The organism is Chryseobacterium sp. JM1 (assembly GCF_000737715.1).
Taxonomy (GTDB): Bacteria; Bacteroidota; Bacteroidia; order Flavobacteriales; family Weeksellaceae; genus Chryseobacterium.
Genome location: NZ_JPRN01000005.1, coordinates 461,902 through 479,051, shown reverse-complemented (window position 1 = coordinate 479,051; position 17,150 = coordinate 461,902). Strand labels below are relative to the sequence as shown.

Here is a 17,150-nt window from a genome sequence, read left to right as displayed (position 1 = left end):
ATTAGCTCAGTATTTAGAGTCTAAGCTTCCGCAGTATATGATCCCAAGCTTCTATGTAGAACTTGAAAATATTCCATTGACCCATAATGGAAAAATAGACAGAGAAAAGCTTCCTGAAATATCCTCATCCGATTTGATAAAGAAAGAATATATAGCTCCTACAACAGATCTGGAAAAACAGCTGGTTGAAATTTGGGAAGAAATATTGGGAATCGGTAACATCGGTATTACGGATAACTTTTTTGAATTGGGAGGCAACAGCATGAATGTCATCAGAATAATTGGTGAAATACAAAACAAAATGGGCAAGCTGATCAACGTAGGAACTTTTCTGGAAGCCCCTACAATCACTGAATTGGTATTGGTGATCAATACTTTAGACAGCGGAGAGAAAAAAGTTTTCAAAACCATTATTTAACAAAAAAAGAAAAAAATATGCACAACGCGAATACTCATGAATGTTATTTGAAACTTAATGTAGTCATTGAGCCTTTAGTTGATTTCTGGTATGCCTGGTCTCATCTTATATCCCCTGCTACAGCAGCAATGAATATTAAGAAACGTCATTTGAGAATTATGAATTCTTACATTAAAAATTCAAAAACTCACAGCATAGCCGTTAAAAACCCTAAAATGCTGGGAGGCCCGTTTATGGATTATCAAAATGACAGAGTAAACGAAATTTCAAAATTATACGATGATACTCTTCAGAAAAGAGCCCATTTATTAGAACTGGATGAGGCGCTGAGAGAACTGAATCAGATCTTACAAAGTGAGATAAAAGGTTTTTCCCTAAACAGTATGTATGATAAAGTTCCTGAGATTTTAAAAGGTTATGTTGAGTTGTATTATGATCTTAATAACCATGTGAACTACAGGCTGATAGAGCCGCTTTTGTATCAGAGCAAATATTACGACGAGTCTTGCCAGTCTATCACACTACAGCTTATTGATGCGGATGATTCCAGATCATTTGTGCTGAGCACGCCGAGATTACCGGAAGATCATGTTATCCATCTGGATATCCCTTTTAAATCAGAGGTTATTGATGAGTTGTTTAAGATGAAAAAAGTGCCGGGAGATTATGAAAGAATTAAGAATCTTTTGAATATCCCCGTTGAAAAAGAAGAACAGTTTAAACAGTTTTTCACGACAGAAAAACCTGCCGATTTTAAGAAGTACGACGGGTCAGGGGTAAGGACAAGGTACTTTGGCCATGCCTGTGTGCTTGTGGAAACTAAAAAGATGTCCATATTGGTAGATCCGGTCATAAGCTATGACGGATACGAAACGGATGTGAACAGATATACAATCAATGATCTTCCTGAAGAAATAGATTATGTTTTAATTACCCATAATCATCAGGATCATATTCTTTTAGAGACTTTGCTACAGCTCCGTCACAGAATAAAGACCATTATTGTTCCCAGCAGCAGTAAGGGAAATTTGCAGGATCCGGATCTCAAACTGATGTTTAAGAAAATTGGATTTAACCAGGTGGTTGAGTTAAACGAACTGGATAGTATTGACATGGAAAACTGTACGATTACAGGGCTTCCTTTCCTGGGAGAACATGCGGACCTGGATGTAAGAAGCAAACTGTGCTATCATTTTTCTTTACACAACGGGATCAGACTTTTATTTGCTGCCGACTCCTGCAATATTGAGCCGAGAATATATGAAAAGGTAAAAGAAATGGTGGGAGAAGTAGATGTACTCTTCCTGGGAATGGAATGTGAAGGTGCTCCGCTATCGTGGCTATACGGCCCGCTGATGTATGAAAAACTGGATAGAGAAAAGGATCTTTCTCGCCGTTTGGCAGGTTCGGATTATGATCAGGGGATAGCTTTCATTGATATTTTCAACCCTAAAGATGTTTTTGTATATGCTATGGGAATGGAACCGTGGCTTGTTTTTATAAGCTCCATCAAGTATACCGATGAATCCAAAGCCATTATAGAATCCAATAAACTCCTCAAAGAATGTATATCAAGAGGGATCAGTGCAGAAAGACTGTTTGGAGAAAAAACGATAGAATATTTATAAATAAGGTCCTGCTAATTCCGATATAAACTCAAAAACGATAACTGTTTTTTAGTTTTTGTTGAATAAGAGCATTTAGCAATTGGTCTTGACAGGATGAATAGATGGAGCGTAATTGTCAAATATTAAAATTATTGATGTGAAAGATTTTATCGAAAAATTAAAGGAAAATAATATTAAGGTTGTACTCAATAATGATGATTTGGAAGTCATTTCTTATGTAGAGCATATTCCGGATCAGCTTTTAAAACAGCTGAAAGAGCAGAAAGAGGCTATCGTTCAGTTTTTAAAAGGAAATACTTCCCATAAGATTTCCACAAATAAGGATGGAAGCTTTTACTACAATACGTCTTATGCTCAGAAAGAAATCTGGGCAGAATGTCAGATTTCTGCTGCTTCTTTAGCCTACAATTTATCTTCAAGTATTCATAAGGAAGAGGTTTTTTATATCGGGCCATTAAGAAAAGCTCTGGATTTTATGATCCGTAAATATGAAATTTTAAGAACGAATTTTAAACTGGATCCTTCAGGGGAACTCAAGCAGGTGATTCATCAGCAAAGAGCCGGAGAAATCATAGAAGCAGATTTTACCACCCGTACGTATGAAGAAGGAATACAGTTGATTAATGAAAATCACAGCATTCATTTTGATCTGGAAAATGATTCGCTTTTAAAATGTTATCTCATTCATCTTCCTAAACAACAGAGTATATTGGGGTTTACGATGCACCATATCATTTCAGATGAATGGTCTGTTAAAATATTTGAACAAGAATTATTTGAACTCTATCATACCTATTTACATGAAAAAGAACCGGTAACGGAAAGCCTGGATTTTCAGTATAGAGATTATGTGGACTGGTATGAAAAAGAGCTGGATGAGCGCCGGGACCATAAAGAATATTGGAAAGATATTTTACTCCCATTACCGGAAACGGTTCATTTACCCACTTACAGGATGAAGCCTTCTGCCAGATCTTACGACAGCAGGACGGCTCAAATGTTCTTGTCGGTACAGGAAACTTATCTGTTTAATGAGTTGGTGCAGAAACAGAAAGGAAGTCTTTTTGTAGGCATTCTTACCGTTACCAACATAATATTGTCCAGATATACCCATCATGAAGATATAACCATTGGATCCCCGATGGCGGTTAGAGAAAGAAATGAATTCAAAAAACAGCTGGGCTATTTTATAAAGATTTTAATTTTAAGGAATAAGGTATCTCCTCAGGATAGTTTTAATAGCCTTTTTAAGAGAATTAAAGACAATATGGCTCCTGCCTATGAACATTCCATCTATCCGGTGAGTGAAATTCTTAAAGATGTTGGTTTTAAAAGGGATCAGACCAGAAATTCAATTTTTGATGTTTCGGTTACATTCATCGGGGAACAGCAGGACATTCATTTTACAGAGGAGATTTATCCTGATATCATAGAAGAGTTCGATGGAAACGGCTGCAAAAATGATATCGAAATGCATTTTGTTGTTGTCAATAAACAATTATGTATCTGTGTAAATTATAACAAAAACATCTATGATTCAGACACGGTCAATCATTTTATAAAACACTATAAAGCATTACTGGTAGAGCTTGTTGCCATGCCGGATCAAAGATTATCTGCCATTGAATATGTAAGCCCGGAAGAAAAGCACTTATTGTTAAACTGCTTTAATGCTACGGAACGTTCTTATTCTTCAGATAGGACCATTATCACTCTGTTTGAAGAACAGGTGGCGAAAAATCCTGAAGCGGTAGCGGTGGTCTTTGAAGAAACAGTACTGAACTATGGAGAACTTAATAATCAGGCTGATGCTTTGGCTTACAGACTTCAAACTGATAATGGAATTCAAAAAGGAGATTATGTAGGAGTAATGCTGGATCGCAGTGAAAAACAAATGATCTCAATCCTTGGGATTATTAAGCTGGGTGCAGTGTACGTTCCTATTGATGTAAATCTTCCCGAATCCAGAAAATCCGCAATGAGTGAAGGATTACAGCTGATTATTACCGAATCCTTTTTTGAATCAGAATCATTGGCAACTGGTTTTAGCGGAAGGAACAGAGATTTCGGAGGTTCAGATCCGGCTTATATCATTTATACATCCGGTTCCACCGGAGAGCCTAAGGGAGTATTAAATACACATTCAGGTATTCTGAATACCATTTTATCCCAGATAGAGCTTTTTGAGGTTGAATCATATTCCCGTATCGGTCAGTTTGCATCATTCTCATTTGATGCCTCCATATCAGAGATATTCATGACTTTAGTGTCCGGGAAAGCTCTTTATATACTTAATGATACTGTACGCAAAGATTCTTATGCATTTGAAGAATACATTGCAGACAATCATATTGACCTGATGACTTTACCTCCTGCTTTTTTCAGCTTACTGAACATGGAAAGGATACAAAACCTTAAAGCGGTCATCACAGCAGGAGAGGCAGCTGTAATAAGCAAGACGAAAGAATATCTGAAGTATGGAACTTTTTACAACGCATATGGTCCTACAGAGACCAGTATTTGTGCCAGTATTTACAAGATAGCAAAAGGAGATGCAAAGTTTAATATACTTCCCATTGGTAAGCCTATCGCCAATACTGAGATTTACATTTTGGATGAATACGGCCTTTTGGTACCCGTAGGCGTAAGTGGTGAGCTGTATATTGCCGGAGCAGGTTTAGCTCTGGGCTATGTAAACAGGGAAGACCTTACCGCGGAAAAATTTGTAGACAATCCTTTTGCCGAAGGGACCAAAATGTACCGCACCGGAGATTGGGCAAGATGGCTGCCGGATGGCAATATTGAGTATTTAGGCAGAGCCGATCAGCAGATCAAGATCAGGGGGCACAGAGTGGAGCTGGGAGAGATCGACAGCCAGGTACTTTCGTATAGCGATACCATCAAAGCCGTGGTCACAGACGTAAAAGAGCATGAAGGGGATAAAAGCCTTGTAGTATATTATGTGAGCGATTCAGCTGTGGACAAGCAGGAATTAGCGTATTATTTAAAAAACAGACTCCCTCAGTATATGGTGCCTGGGTTTTATGTAGAGCTGGACGGTATTCCATTAACAGGTAACGGTAAGATAGACAGAAAGAGTCTTCCTGAAGTAGGTGTACAGGATTTGATCAAAACCGAATATGCAGCACCCAAAACAGAAGAAGAGAAAGTCCTGGCAGAGGTTTGCGAAGAGATACTGAAACAGGGACCTGTAAGCATAAAGGATAATTACTATAATTTGGGAGGAGAATCTATTAAATCGATCCAGATTGTATCCAGGCTGCGTCAGCGTGGTTATACCCTTAAAGTAGGACACATCTTACAATATCCTATTTTGGAAGAATTAAGCAAATATGTGATCAGGAACAGTTCACAAAGCGGGCATTCAAATGAAGATGAAGAAAAAGCTTTAGTGTCTTTATCATCTCAGGATGGAACGGTAAACAAAGGTGAAAACCCCAAATGGAGACATGGTGATAGCATCAATTTATCTGAGTATCAACGTTTCTTTTTCAGAAATAAATATGCTTCGGTAAATTTTGATATCAGGATTGAACACTTCGAGGAAAACAATTTTGAGAATGAATTAAGGCATGTCCTTTCTAAGTTTCCTTTTCTGATGGTACAATTTGAAAAAACGGAAACAGGAATTATTCAACGGTATATTTCTGAGAAGGAAGTTAGGATAAAGATTCATTCGGAAAATATAATCTCGAAATCAATAGAAGAGATAAGACATACCGGAAACGAATGGTTGTCGCAACCTTATGACTTGCTGGAAGGAGAAATCATCAGAATACTAATGGTTAAAACAGAGAATGAGGATGCTGCTTCAGCCAATTTGTTTTTTGGAATACATCATTCGTTAATGGACGAATACACCAGCCGCTTACTGAAAAATGAGCTGGAGCATTACTTTAATTCTAATCAGGAAATCACCGCAAAGGCTCACTATTTTGATTTTATTGAAAACCAGAACCGCTTTTTAGCCTCTGACGAAGGACGAAAATTGAGAACAGAACAGATGCATAACGTACTGCAGGTGCCACTGTATGATCCTACCGCGTCAGAAGAGGAAACGGTTTACGTTCAGGATTTTATGAATCAGGAAATTTGCATTGCAGGGGAAGATTTTTTACAGCTTCAAAGATGGTCTCAGCAGTTATCCCTGCCTTTCAATGCATTGTCTTTATCCATTTATCTGAAAATCCTGGGTGACCATAAAAATACAGCGAAGAATTTCTACGGAATATTGAGCACAAACAGGGAAGATACAGAATCTGAAGAAATACCGGGCATGATGATAGATCTGGTTGTTTCAGCTTATTCAGGCCTCGAAAGCTTTTCGGTGAAAGAAATTCTGGCGAATTATATCCATATGACACAAACAAGAATAGATCAGAAAATACCTTACGAAATCATCAGACAGGATCTAAAAGAAACGACCAATAAGGATTTGGAAAAAAATATCAGCGGACTGTATAACTACGTGAATTACAGCAGCGAATCGATACAGGCAGCGCCTTTCAGGGAATTTACAGAACAGACCGTTGCTTTTGATGGGATCAACTTAAAAGTCTTTGAATATTCAGACGGCATCCTGCTTTATTTAACCCATCCTGCTACTGGTGATAAAATCAATTTTCCAGAGTACATCAAAGAGTTTCTAAACTTTATAAAAGCTTACCAGTTATAATTATTCTATGAGAAATTTTAAATTATTATATGTTTTAACTTTAATGATACCCGTTATTTTCTACGCCCAGTATAAAGTGGAAGGAAGGGTCGTAAATAAAGAAAAAGAACCCGTAAAAAATATAGAACTTCTGTTTACGGCTAAAAACATCAACATAAAGACAACAACCGGTGACCTTGGAAACTTTACGACAGAACTCACAAAAGGTTCCTATGTATTAACCATTAAAAGTCCTGAATATAAATATCTGGAGAAAAAAATAGAGGTAAATGCAGACACCAGAATAGAGGATATAGAACTGTTGACCATTTCTAAATTAATAGAAGAAGTGAAGCTGACAGCTACCACCAAAATGGTTTTTCAGAAACTGGATAAAACGGTGGTCAATCTTGAAAATAACAGTCTTATGAACAAAGGGAATGTTTTTGAAACCTTAAAAATAGTTCCCGGTTTAGTCCTGAAAAATGACCAGATTTCAATGCTGGGAAGAGATGCTGTAAAAGTAATGGTAGATGGAAGAATGATTAATTTAAGTGGTGATGATCTGAAAAACTTTTTAAAATCTATTCCCAGTGAAAGTATTAAAGAAGTGGAAGTGATCAGTAACCCTTCCGCCCGGTATGAAGCTGAAGGAAACAGTGGAATTGTCAACCTGGTGCTTAAAAAAGCAAAAAAGAATTCGTGGAACAATAATATCAGCTTTACAGATGATGCCTCGAAAGCTAAATATTTATTGCAGTCTGTCAACAATAACTTTACGTATCAAAAAGATAAAATAAGTGTCTTGCTTAATACCGGTTATACCTTTGGCGATACTTTTGTAAAGCAGATGGCTGATATATTTTTTTCAGATCCATACTACCTGACAACAGAACAGAAAATCAATCGTAACCAGTTTTCCGGAAGACTATTGGTAGACTATGAAGTGACCCCAAAAACAAAAATCGGATTACAGTATTTAGGGGGAATCAACAATGATTTTGTCACAGACCATATCAATACAGACGTAAGAAACGCTTCCAATGAAAGGCTGTATGATCTGAGAGGAAGGGGAGATATGCACAGTCAGGTTAATAATCACTCATTCAATCTTCATGTGGATCAAAAGCTGGATACTTTAGGCCGGAAATTAAATATTGATGTAGACTACCTTCGCTATAACAGAGATGTGAATAACATTATTCTCTCCAATCAATACGATCCGGGAAATAATTATCTGGGGATTAATTTTTACAATAAGAGCATTGCTGATCAGGAAATCAATAATTATAGTGTAAAGTTCGATGTAGACCACCCGGGCAAGCTGATTAATTTCAACTACGGAGGAAAACTGACATTTACAAATACCAATTATTTACTGAATAACTACGATCTTTCTTCCAATAACGCCCTCACACAGTCGGATCAGTTTGAATTTAATGAAGCTATTCAGGCTGTCTATGTCAATGGAATGCGGAAGTTTTCTGATCAGTGGGAAGGACAGATTGGTTTGAGATCTGAATATACCCAAACCAAAGGATATTCTGCTATTTCCAATCAGACCGATTATAATAAGTATCTTAAATTATTTCCGTCATTATTCATCAAATACAAGGTGAATGATAATAATAATTTGATTTTTAATTATGCCAGAAGGATACAGAGACCTTCGTACGGACAATTAAATCCGGCCAGGTATTTTATCAACAGCCAGATATCTTCCATGGGAAACCCTTATCTGAAGCCCTCTTATGTAGATAATATAGAACTTACCCATACCTATAAAAAACTCACATCCAAATTTTCCTTTAACATAAACTCCAATGCATACGGGACTTTATTTAAAATGAACGATGAGACTAAAGAGCAGATCGTAACCTTTGATAATTATTTTAAAAGTTATGGATACTCTTTAATGGAAACCTATGAATTGAATCCGTTCTCGTGGTGGAAAACCTATACAACGGTATTTTTGAATTATTCCCAATCCATGAAAATGACAGACTACAATCTGATACTGAGAAATGGATTTGAGTTTTTTGGATCGGTGAATAATTCACTGACGATCAATAAATCAAAGACCTTATCGGCAGATATCAATTACTGGTACGGATCATCCTTCAATCAGAATATATTTCATTTCTCAAAAGCCAATTCCCTGGATCTTGCTGTTTCCTACAAAACACCTTACAAAGGCCTGAATATGAGTATCGCTGCGTATGATATTTTGAACTCCAGCCCGCGCAGAATGACTTCGGAAATCAATAATGTTGAACAGAAATACATATCCTACGATAACAATAGATTTTTTAGGTTTTCCATCAGCTATACCTTCGGAAGTGATCAGGTAGCCAAGGATCAGCGACAGTTTGGAAACGAAGAAGAAAGAGAAAGAAGCAGGTAAAACAATAAATATGAAAAAAATTTTAATGTATAGTGATCCTTTTAAAGGAAACATCATTCCCACACTGGGAATCAGTGAAAAACTTGTACAGATGGGGCATGAGGTTCATTATATAGGAATTCCGGATGCCACAGACAGCATATCGAAAACATCATTTTCTTATACTACCGTCTTTGAAGAACATTATCCCAGAGGAATTAAACATGAGCCGGGCAAGATCAATGCACACGTCATTTCTTCCATCATCAAAGGCGATTTTGATGAATTGATGAGAAAACATGATCCGGCTGCCATTGTTTTTACAGCCTATAACCCCATAGAAGCCGTTACTTTTCATCTCAGGTATAAAGTGAAAATAGTATTGGTGTACTGCCATTTTCCTATTGGAAATGACTTCAGCAAAAACTCATTTACGGATAAAGTAAAAGAATGGAGTGCAGATATGCTGATGAAAGATATCAATGTAGAAGCCGTAAATATCCTCATCGATTTTCTGATTGAGCAAGGGTATAAAATCACTTCTTTACAAGATGTGTTGTCTGTTTTTGATGATTTTCACAACCTGATGACCTCATCTAAAGATTTCTTAATAGAGAATGCTGTAGAGCGGGATAATGATCTGTATATAGGCCCATGCATTCCGGAACAGGATATTTTTGATGCTTATTATGATACCTCAGCACTGGAAAAAGAACTGCTTGAAAAGCATGAAACCGGTAAAAAAATAATGTTTTGTTCTTTGGGCTCCTGGGCAGATGAAATAGACAAAGAAAAAACACAGCAGATCATCACCACGCTTATTGAGGCCATGCAACACGATCTTCTGGAAAATTATGTACTGTATATATCCGTTGGAAACCTCTATGACAACTATGCCCGTTACAGCTCGGATAAGATAGCCGTACATCAATGGCTTCCTCAGATGGCCTTCCTGAAACAGGCAGAAATAGCCATTTTGCATGGAGGAATGGGCGGAATAAAAGAGAGCATTATGACCGGAACTCCCATGATTATATTTCCACTGGGTCTTGACCAGTTTGAAAATGCAGACAGAGTAGAAGCCCATGGACTGGGGGCTAAAATAAGTGCCCATTCTTTGAATGCAGAACATATAGTGTCAAAGATAAATGAAATTCAAAATAATAAGGATATTAAAATGAACCTGATAAAAATGAAGACCAGCTTTGAACAGGCTTCCGGAAATATCAGCCAAATGGTATCACATTACGGACTTAAAAAACTAATCGAATAATAATGAGTATTACAAAAAAACAACTTTTTTTACTCCACTTTGCAGGAGGCAATAAGTATTCTTATAATTTCCTGCAAAAATCACTCGTATCAGATATAGAATTTATTCCTATAGAATTGCCGGGCAGAGGAGAACGGTTCAGAGAACCCTTAATTAAAGATAAAAAAGAAGCGATACGTGATCTTTTTGAACAAATGAGCCGTAAAAGAAACGGAGCGCCTTTCATTATTTTCGGACATAGTATGGGAGCTATACTGGCCCTTTCTCTTGCTCAACTGTTTGAGGACCATAATGATAAACCGGATTACTTAGTTGTTTCCGGCAATCCGGGGCCGCTGGATGGCTATAAGATTCCTAGCAGACATAATTTGGACGATGATGCCTTTAAAGCAAGTATCGCCGAGCTGGGAGGAGTTCCCAATGAAATTATTGAAAATAAAGATGCATTTACTTTTTTCTCCAACATCATGAGAGCAGATTTTGAATGCATCGAAAAAGATCAGGATCTTGAAAAAGACATCACACTTCAATCTTCTATTTATGCCATAATGGGAGATCAGGAAGCTTTATCTGATAAAATTGAAAACTGGAGCAGATTTACAACAGCCGTTTTCGATTATTCAATAGTTGAAGGAAATCATTTTTTTATACATAATCACAGTAAAACCATAGGGAAAATTATTAATTATTGCTTCGTTTAGTCCTAACCATACCATAAAAATTTAAATCATGCTAAAAATAAAACCCAAGCACATTTTTCTGATATCCATGTATGCCTTAATAAGCAGTTTATTAAGTTTTGGTATCATTTATATCATCAACAACAGTATAGCCGATAAGTTTAAAATAGACGGCTACATATACATCACCTTTTTCTCCTTTGTGATCTATGCCTATCTCCTGAATATATATTTCCAGAAAGAATTGAATAAAATTACTTTCGGAATGCTTACCGGAATGGAGAAAACATTGTTTGAGAAAATTCTGGATACCCCTTTGGTGAAAATTGAAAAACTGGGGACACAGAGGTTCTTTACGGCTGTGGAAGACGTCAGAACTTTTTATTCATTGCCGAGTGTGATTACCGCTGCCATTTCTTCCCTGCTCATGGTATTGCTCTGCATCGGGTACCTGATTCGTCTGTCTGTGGTTTCGGCACTTATTATCATTGCCGGCATTATTGTGATCGCTGCAATGTATTATCTGGTCATTAATCTGCTGTCAAAATCTATAGAAAAAATAAGAAAGTACAATGACTCTTATTTCGGATTTGTACAGGATGTCGTGAATGGCTTTAAAGAATTAATGATCAGCGATAAAAGAAAAGAAAGATTACTTGAAGACTATGTTTTTACCAACAGAAATGCAGCGTATAAACTGGATTTTAAAATCAGCTTTTCCTTTTTATCCATAGGACTGATCAGCCAGTACGGAATGTATATCATCATCGGGGTTATTTTATTTGCCCTGCCTGAAATGGGATGGCTGAAAAAAGAGTACGTGATTCCTTACGTTCTCGTGTTGTTATTTATAACAGGGCCTATCAATGTACTGGTAAATCTTCAGGACTCTATTACCAGATTATTTGTCGCCAATAAACGTCTTAAAGAGTTTTACTCAGACTTTAAAAATGAAAAATCCGGACAGGTACAGACCAGAAAACCGTCGGTTGATTTTTCTAAGTTAAGTTTTAACAACATTCATTTCAATTACAAAAATGATAATGCGGATGCCAACTTCGAACTGGGCCCGGTAAACCTGGAAATCAATAAAGGAGAAGTTATTTTTATTGTAGGTGGAAACGGAAGTGGGAAAAGTACCTTTATCAATGTTCTTTCCGGATTGTATGTTCCGGATCAGGGGGATATACTGTTTGACGGGAAGAAGATAGATTCAGAGAAAGAGATTCAGAATCTCATCTCAGCAGTATTTACAAGTAATCATCTCTTTTCACAGAACTACGATGATTATGAGCTGAAAGACAATGCAAACTATAAAAAATTACTTGAAGTCTTCAAGCTTGAAAATGTAGTAAAGGACGACTCTGAAGAATCTGCAAGAAGACAGTTTTCAAAAGGACAAAGCAAGAGAATGGCATTGATATTCGCATTGCTGGAAGACAAGCCGATTGTGGTCCTTGATGAATGGGCAGCCGATCAGGATCCTTACTTCAGAAGATATTTTTATGAAGAACTGATCCCTAAGCTTAAAGCAGAAGGAAAAACCATTATTGCCGTTACCCACGATGACAGATATTTCCAGTACTGTGATAAACTTTTAAAATTCGATTACGGTAAAATTGTCAGAGAAGACGTTCCGGAAAATTTCCAAAATGCTTACTTTTAATATCATACGCTTATGAAGTTAACGCTTCCCCAATTGGATATCTTTTTTGAGCAAATGCTGCATCCGGATATTCCAATCTATAACATAGGAGCCAAAATAGAAATTAAAGGTGAAATCTGTACAGAAACCTTTACAAAAGCTTATCATGAAATGATCAGGCAGCATGATGCCTATAGAAGTTTTTTCCGTGAAGATGAAAATGGAGTAAGAAGATATATCAGGGAAGGAGAACTGCGACCTCTGGAATGGGTAGATTTTTCAGAGGAAGCTGATGCTGTACGTACTGCTGAAGATTATATGCAAAAGGAATTTTTAATACCTTTTAATGTACTGGAAGACGATTATCTGTATCGGTTTGTTCTCATAAAATCTGCAGGGAATCACTATTATCTTTTTTCAGTATATCACCACATTATCACAGATGGATGGGGGACATCCCTTATGTTCCAGAGACTGATTAAAAATTACAATGATATTCTGAATTTTGGCTCTGTACAAGACCAATATCCTTATGAATATAATGCTTTCGCTGCTCAAGATCAGGCTTACCAGATCTCTGATGAATTCAACAGAGATAAGCAGTATTGGGCTGAAAGATTCTCAAGCCTGCCACAGGTAATTTTTAATGGGAATGATAAGAAAGATCATCGGGCTCATATCAGTGACAGAAAAGAATTGATCATTAGCAGGGAAGATTATAATCAATTTATCGAACTCGGTAAAAAGCATAATTTTTCTACTTTTCATGGATTTTTAGGGCTGTTTTTCTTTTATTTTGGAAAAATACATCAGAGTGATGATCTGGCTATCGGAATTCCGGTGCTGAACAGAAACTCTAAAGCATTCAAAAAAACAGTAGGACTGTTTATGGGAGTTTCACCTTTAAGAATGAAACTGAATGATCAGAACAATTTGCTTGAGCTCATAGAGAATACCAAAAAACAACTGATGTCAGATTACAGATATCAGAAATATCCTCTCGGAAAAATGATCAGTGATCTGAAGCTGTTCAATGAAAAAAGCAAACTTTTCAATATTACATTCTCTTACGAAAAACATAATTATGCTGACCACTTCGAGGGAACAGAGACAACCGTAATTCCTCTCACCAATAAATCTGAAAAAGCAGCTTTGGCCATATATGTAAGAGAATTTGATGATAATGAAGACATTAAAATAGATTTCGACTACAATACAGATGTCTTTGACGATTATTCCATAGAGCAATGTGTGCGGCATATTGAATATCTGATCGTCAATATCGGGACATTGGCAGCCGAACCTATGAAAAAACTTTCATTCCTGTCCCAGGAAGAAAAAGAAAACCTTTTCTCTTTTAATGAAAGATTCATCAGTACGGACAAGATGGAAAGCACAGGGGAAACATTTCTCGACATATTCAGCGAAAAAGTGTCAGAATTTCCCCATAAAATAGCAATAGCTGATGAAAAATTCCGGTTATCTTATGCTGAGGTTGATCAAATATCATCCAGGATTGCCCATTATCTTCTGAATAAGCACCCTGATGAAAAGACCATTGCTGTTTTACTCAACCGGTCTGCCTATATGGTGTGTGCTCTGTTGGGAATCATGAAGTCCGGAAAGGCCTATATTCCGCTTGATCCTGAATTTCCGGCCAACAGGCTACAGTATATTTTAGAGGATAGTAAGGCCGGGCTTTTAATATCCGATGACTCTATTTCTATTGATCTTACCGGTCCCCAAAAACTGTTTTTACAGGATATCTTAAAGACAGCTGAAGATAGCGGTGAAATAGCTGTTACACCTGAAGATACGGCCTATATCATCTACACTTCCGGATCTACGGGAAATCCCAAAGGAGTTGAAATAGGGCATGCTTCCCTATTGAACCTGCTGCAAAGCATACGTCAGAAACCGGGTGTGCATCCTGAAGATATCGTGTACGCTGTAACTACTTATTCTTTTGACATTTCTATTCTGGAGTTTTTTACACCGCTGATGAGCGGAGCCACTTTATACGTTGCCGGAGATAAAACTCTGAGAGTTCCCGTAGCAACCATACAGGAAATTTCGGAAGTGAAACCCTCCATGATACAGGCAACTCCCAGTTTTTTCAAAAGACTGCTTAGTTTAGGCTGGAAACCCGATTCTGAAGTAAAAATACTTTGTGGCGGAGATTTGATTAATAATGATTTAATAGAAGAATTATTGTCATCCTGCAAGGAACTTTGGAATATGTATGGGCCTACAGAAACTACCATTTGGTCTTCAACTAAAAAAATTGAATACGGAACCTCTCCGCAGAATATAGGAAGTCCCATTAAAGAAACTTCTTTCTATATTTTGGATGCCAACCTCAATCTTTTACCTGTTAATACACTTGGAGATATCTACATTGGCGGCAAAGGATTAGCCAAAGGATATTACCATAATGAAGCACTTTCCTTAGAAAAATTTGTAAAAAATCCTTTCAGTGAAGGAGATTTGATCTATAAGACGGGTGATGTAGGGCAATGGAATGAAAATGGTGAAATCATTTTCCTGGGAAGAAGCGATCATCAGGTTAAAATAAAAGGCTATAGAATAGAATTGGGAGATATCGAAAACCACCTCAATACCATTGAAAATATTGAAGATTCCATAGTGGTAGTCAAAGAAACAGAAGGTGAAAAACATCTGGTAGCATACCTGAAAACCAATGGGCAGATTGAAGTTTCCGGGATACATGAAAAACTTCAGAAAAAGCTTCCTTATTATATGGTTCCCCATTTTATGTTTACAATAGATGAGTTTCCTCTTACACCCAATAAAAAAACAGACAGACAGCTCCTTTCATTAATGGAACTTCCTTCTGATGAGCCGCTTAAAAATCAAGGTGTTGAAGATGCACATCTGATGCAGGAGCTAAAAAATATCTGGAAAGAAGTACTCAATAGCCGTAAAGATATTGAAGATGAAGACAACTTCTTTGAACTGGGCGGGCATTCTATGTTAGTTACCAAACTCATTAACAGAATAAACAAGAAATTTTCCACCCATTTATCCATGAAAGAAGTGTTTGAAAATCCGGAGGTATACTCTTTATGTCAGGTTATCCTCAACGAAAAGAATGGGAACACTGAAATAATGCCGGCTCCCTATCAGGAGGTAATCACGGCAACACCTACGCAGAGCAATATCTGGCTGGCCTGTCAGAAAAAAGGAGCTTCCTCAGCGTATAATATGTTTACAGAGTTTGATGTATCCGGAACGGTAAATATCGTATTACTGGAGAAAGCCATAAGACATATTATATCGGCCAATGAAATTTTGAGGACCAATTTTATGCTGAATAATGAGGTGGTTGAACAGAAAATTAAAGCTTCGGAACACATTCAATTCGCATTGGAAATTGATGAGGCCCAAAATGAAATGGAGTATAAAAACTCGGTTGATCACTACAAGAGCCATTGCTTTGATCTTGAAAAAGAATTGCTGCTTAAAATGATGATTCTGAAGGTGGGTGAGAAGTACAAAATGCTTTTCCTTACCCATCATATTATTTTTGATGGGATCTCTACAGGACTGTTGATAAAGCAGTTGGTATATCTTTATAATGACTATTCTGCCCATGCATTACAATTGGTGCCTGAAATTCAGTTTAGAGATTATGCTTACTGGTACTATAAAAATTCAGATCTTGAACAAAATAATGTTTTCTGGAAAAATTATACGAAAGGGTATGTGTATGAATCTTTTTTGAAGAAAGAACCGGCAGCTGCAGACTCATTTGAAGGAAAGATATTTACACTTTCTCTGGATCAGGAAGTGAGCAGAGGATTGACAGATCTGGCAAAGGAAATGAAAACAACGCCTTATCTGATGATGCTCACATCATTCCTGGTGTTCTTACGTAATATATCCGGTAAAACAGATATTTGTATGGCCACGGTAGATTCAGGGAGATCTGTACCACAAGTACAGTCCCTTCTCGGAGTTTTCATTAAAAGTATACTGCTGAGAGTGGAATTTGGAGAAGAAAAGCTGAGCGAAATGCTTCAGAAAGTAACCGGAGAATTTTTAGAAGTGACAAAGTATGAAGAAGTCTCAGACCATGCTTTCGTGAAAAATAATGTGGATATTCTCTTTGTAGCCCAAAATCCGGAGTTCAGTTATCAAACCATAAGTGGTTTCGCTGATTTTTCTTTACAAACGGTTCCGCAGAACACAGTTTACAATAAATTTCCTTTGATCATAAATATCATCAGTGAGCTGGAAGAAATACATCTTGAGATCAGTTATAACAAAAGCCTCTATAAAGATCATATCATTGCAGATTTCTCGCAGTCCTATGCTGATTTTCTGAAATATCTGTCAGCACTCGGATCTGATGTAGAGTCTGGATATAAAGACTTTTTCTATAGCAACAATTCGGTAGACATTGATTTTGACTTTTAAAGTTCATC

General features: G+C 37.0%; 8 protein-coding genes. All 8 read left to right on the top strand.

The window, feature by feature from the left end; all coding sequences use genetic code 11:
- Positions 1–418, top strand: a 418-nt coding sequence (locus IW22_RS11780; protein WP_228384035.1) for a phosphopantetheine-binding protein, incomplete at its 5' end; no start/stop codon positions are given.
- 17 nt (positions 419–435) lie between these two features.
- Positions 436–2,046, top strand: coding sequence for an MBL fold metallo-hydrolase (locus IW22_RS11775; RefSeq protein WP_034726750.1), 1,611 nt, complete (start codon positions 436–438; stop codon positions 2,044–2,046).
- Positions 2,047–2,182: 136 nt separating this feature from the next.
- Positions 2,183–6,742, top strand: coding sequence for a non-ribosomal peptide synthetase (locus tag IW22_RS11770; protein ID WP_165571881.1), 4,560 nt, complete (start codon positions 2,183–2,185; stop codon positions 6,740–6,742).
- Between the two features lie 7 nt (positions 6,743–6,749).
- Positions 6,750–9,125, top strand: coding sequence for a TonB-dependent receptor domain-containing protein (locus IW22_RS11765; RefSeq protein ID WP_034726746.1), 2,376 nt, complete (start codon positions 6,750–6,752; stop codon positions 9,123–9,125).
- A gap of 10 nt (positions 9,126–9,135) precedes the next feature.
- Positions 9,136–10,377 carry a glycosyltransferase gene (locus IW22_RS11760; protein WP_131401727.1) on the top strand — a complete coding sequence of 414 codons (1,242 nt, stop codon included), beginning with the start codon at positions 9,136–9,138 and terminating at the stop codon, positions 10,375–10,377.
- Positions 10,378–10,379: 2 nt separating this feature from the next.
- Positions 10,380–11,078 carry a thioesterase II family protein gene (locus tag IW22_RS11755; RefSeq protein WP_051891207.1) on the top strand — a complete coding sequence of 233 codons (699 nt, stop codon included), beginning with the start codon at positions 10,380–10,382 and terminating at the stop codon, positions 11,076–11,078.
- A gap of 28 nt (positions 11,079–11,106) precedes the next feature.
- Positions 11,107–12,723 (top strand): cyclic peptide export ABC transporter, encoded by a 1,617-nt coding sequence (locus tag IW22_RS11750; protein ID WP_034726740.1) that lies wholly within the window; start codon positions 11,107–11,109, stop codon positions 12,721–12,723.
- A gap of 12 nt (positions 12,724–12,735) precedes the next feature.
- Positions 12,736–17,142, top strand: coding sequence for a non-ribosomal peptide synthetase (locus tag IW22_RS11745; protein ID WP_034726739.1), 4,407 nt, complete (start codon positions 12,736–12,738; stop codon positions 17,140–17,142).
- Positions 17,143–17,150: the final 8 nt, after the last annotated feature.

Excerpts from the sequence above, each read along its gene's own strand:
- IW22_RS11775 (WP_034726750.1), top strand. The coding sequence starts at position 436 with ATGCACAACGCGAATACTCATGAATGTTATTTGAAACTTAATGTAGTC.
- IW22_RS11765 (WP_034726746.1), top strand. The coding sequence starts at position 6,750 with ATGAGAAATTTTAAATTATTATATGTTTTAACTTTAATGATACCCGTT.
- IW22_RS11760 (WP_131401727.1), top strand. The coding sequence starts at position 9,136 with ATGAAAAAAATTTTAATGTATAGTGATCCTTTTAAAGGAAACATCATT.
- IW22_RS11755 (WP_051891207.1), top strand. The coding sequence starts at position 10,380 with ATGAGTATTACAAAAAAACAACTTTTTTTACTCCACTTTGCAGGAGGC.
- IW22_RS11750 (WP_034726740.1), top strand. The coding sequence starts at position 11,107 with ATGCTAAAAATAAAACCCAAGCACATTTTTCTGATATCCATGTATGCC.
- IW22_RS11745 (WP_034726739.1), top strand. The coding sequence starts at position 12,736 with ATGAAGTTAACGCTTCCCCAATTGGATATCTTTTTTGAGCAAATGCTG.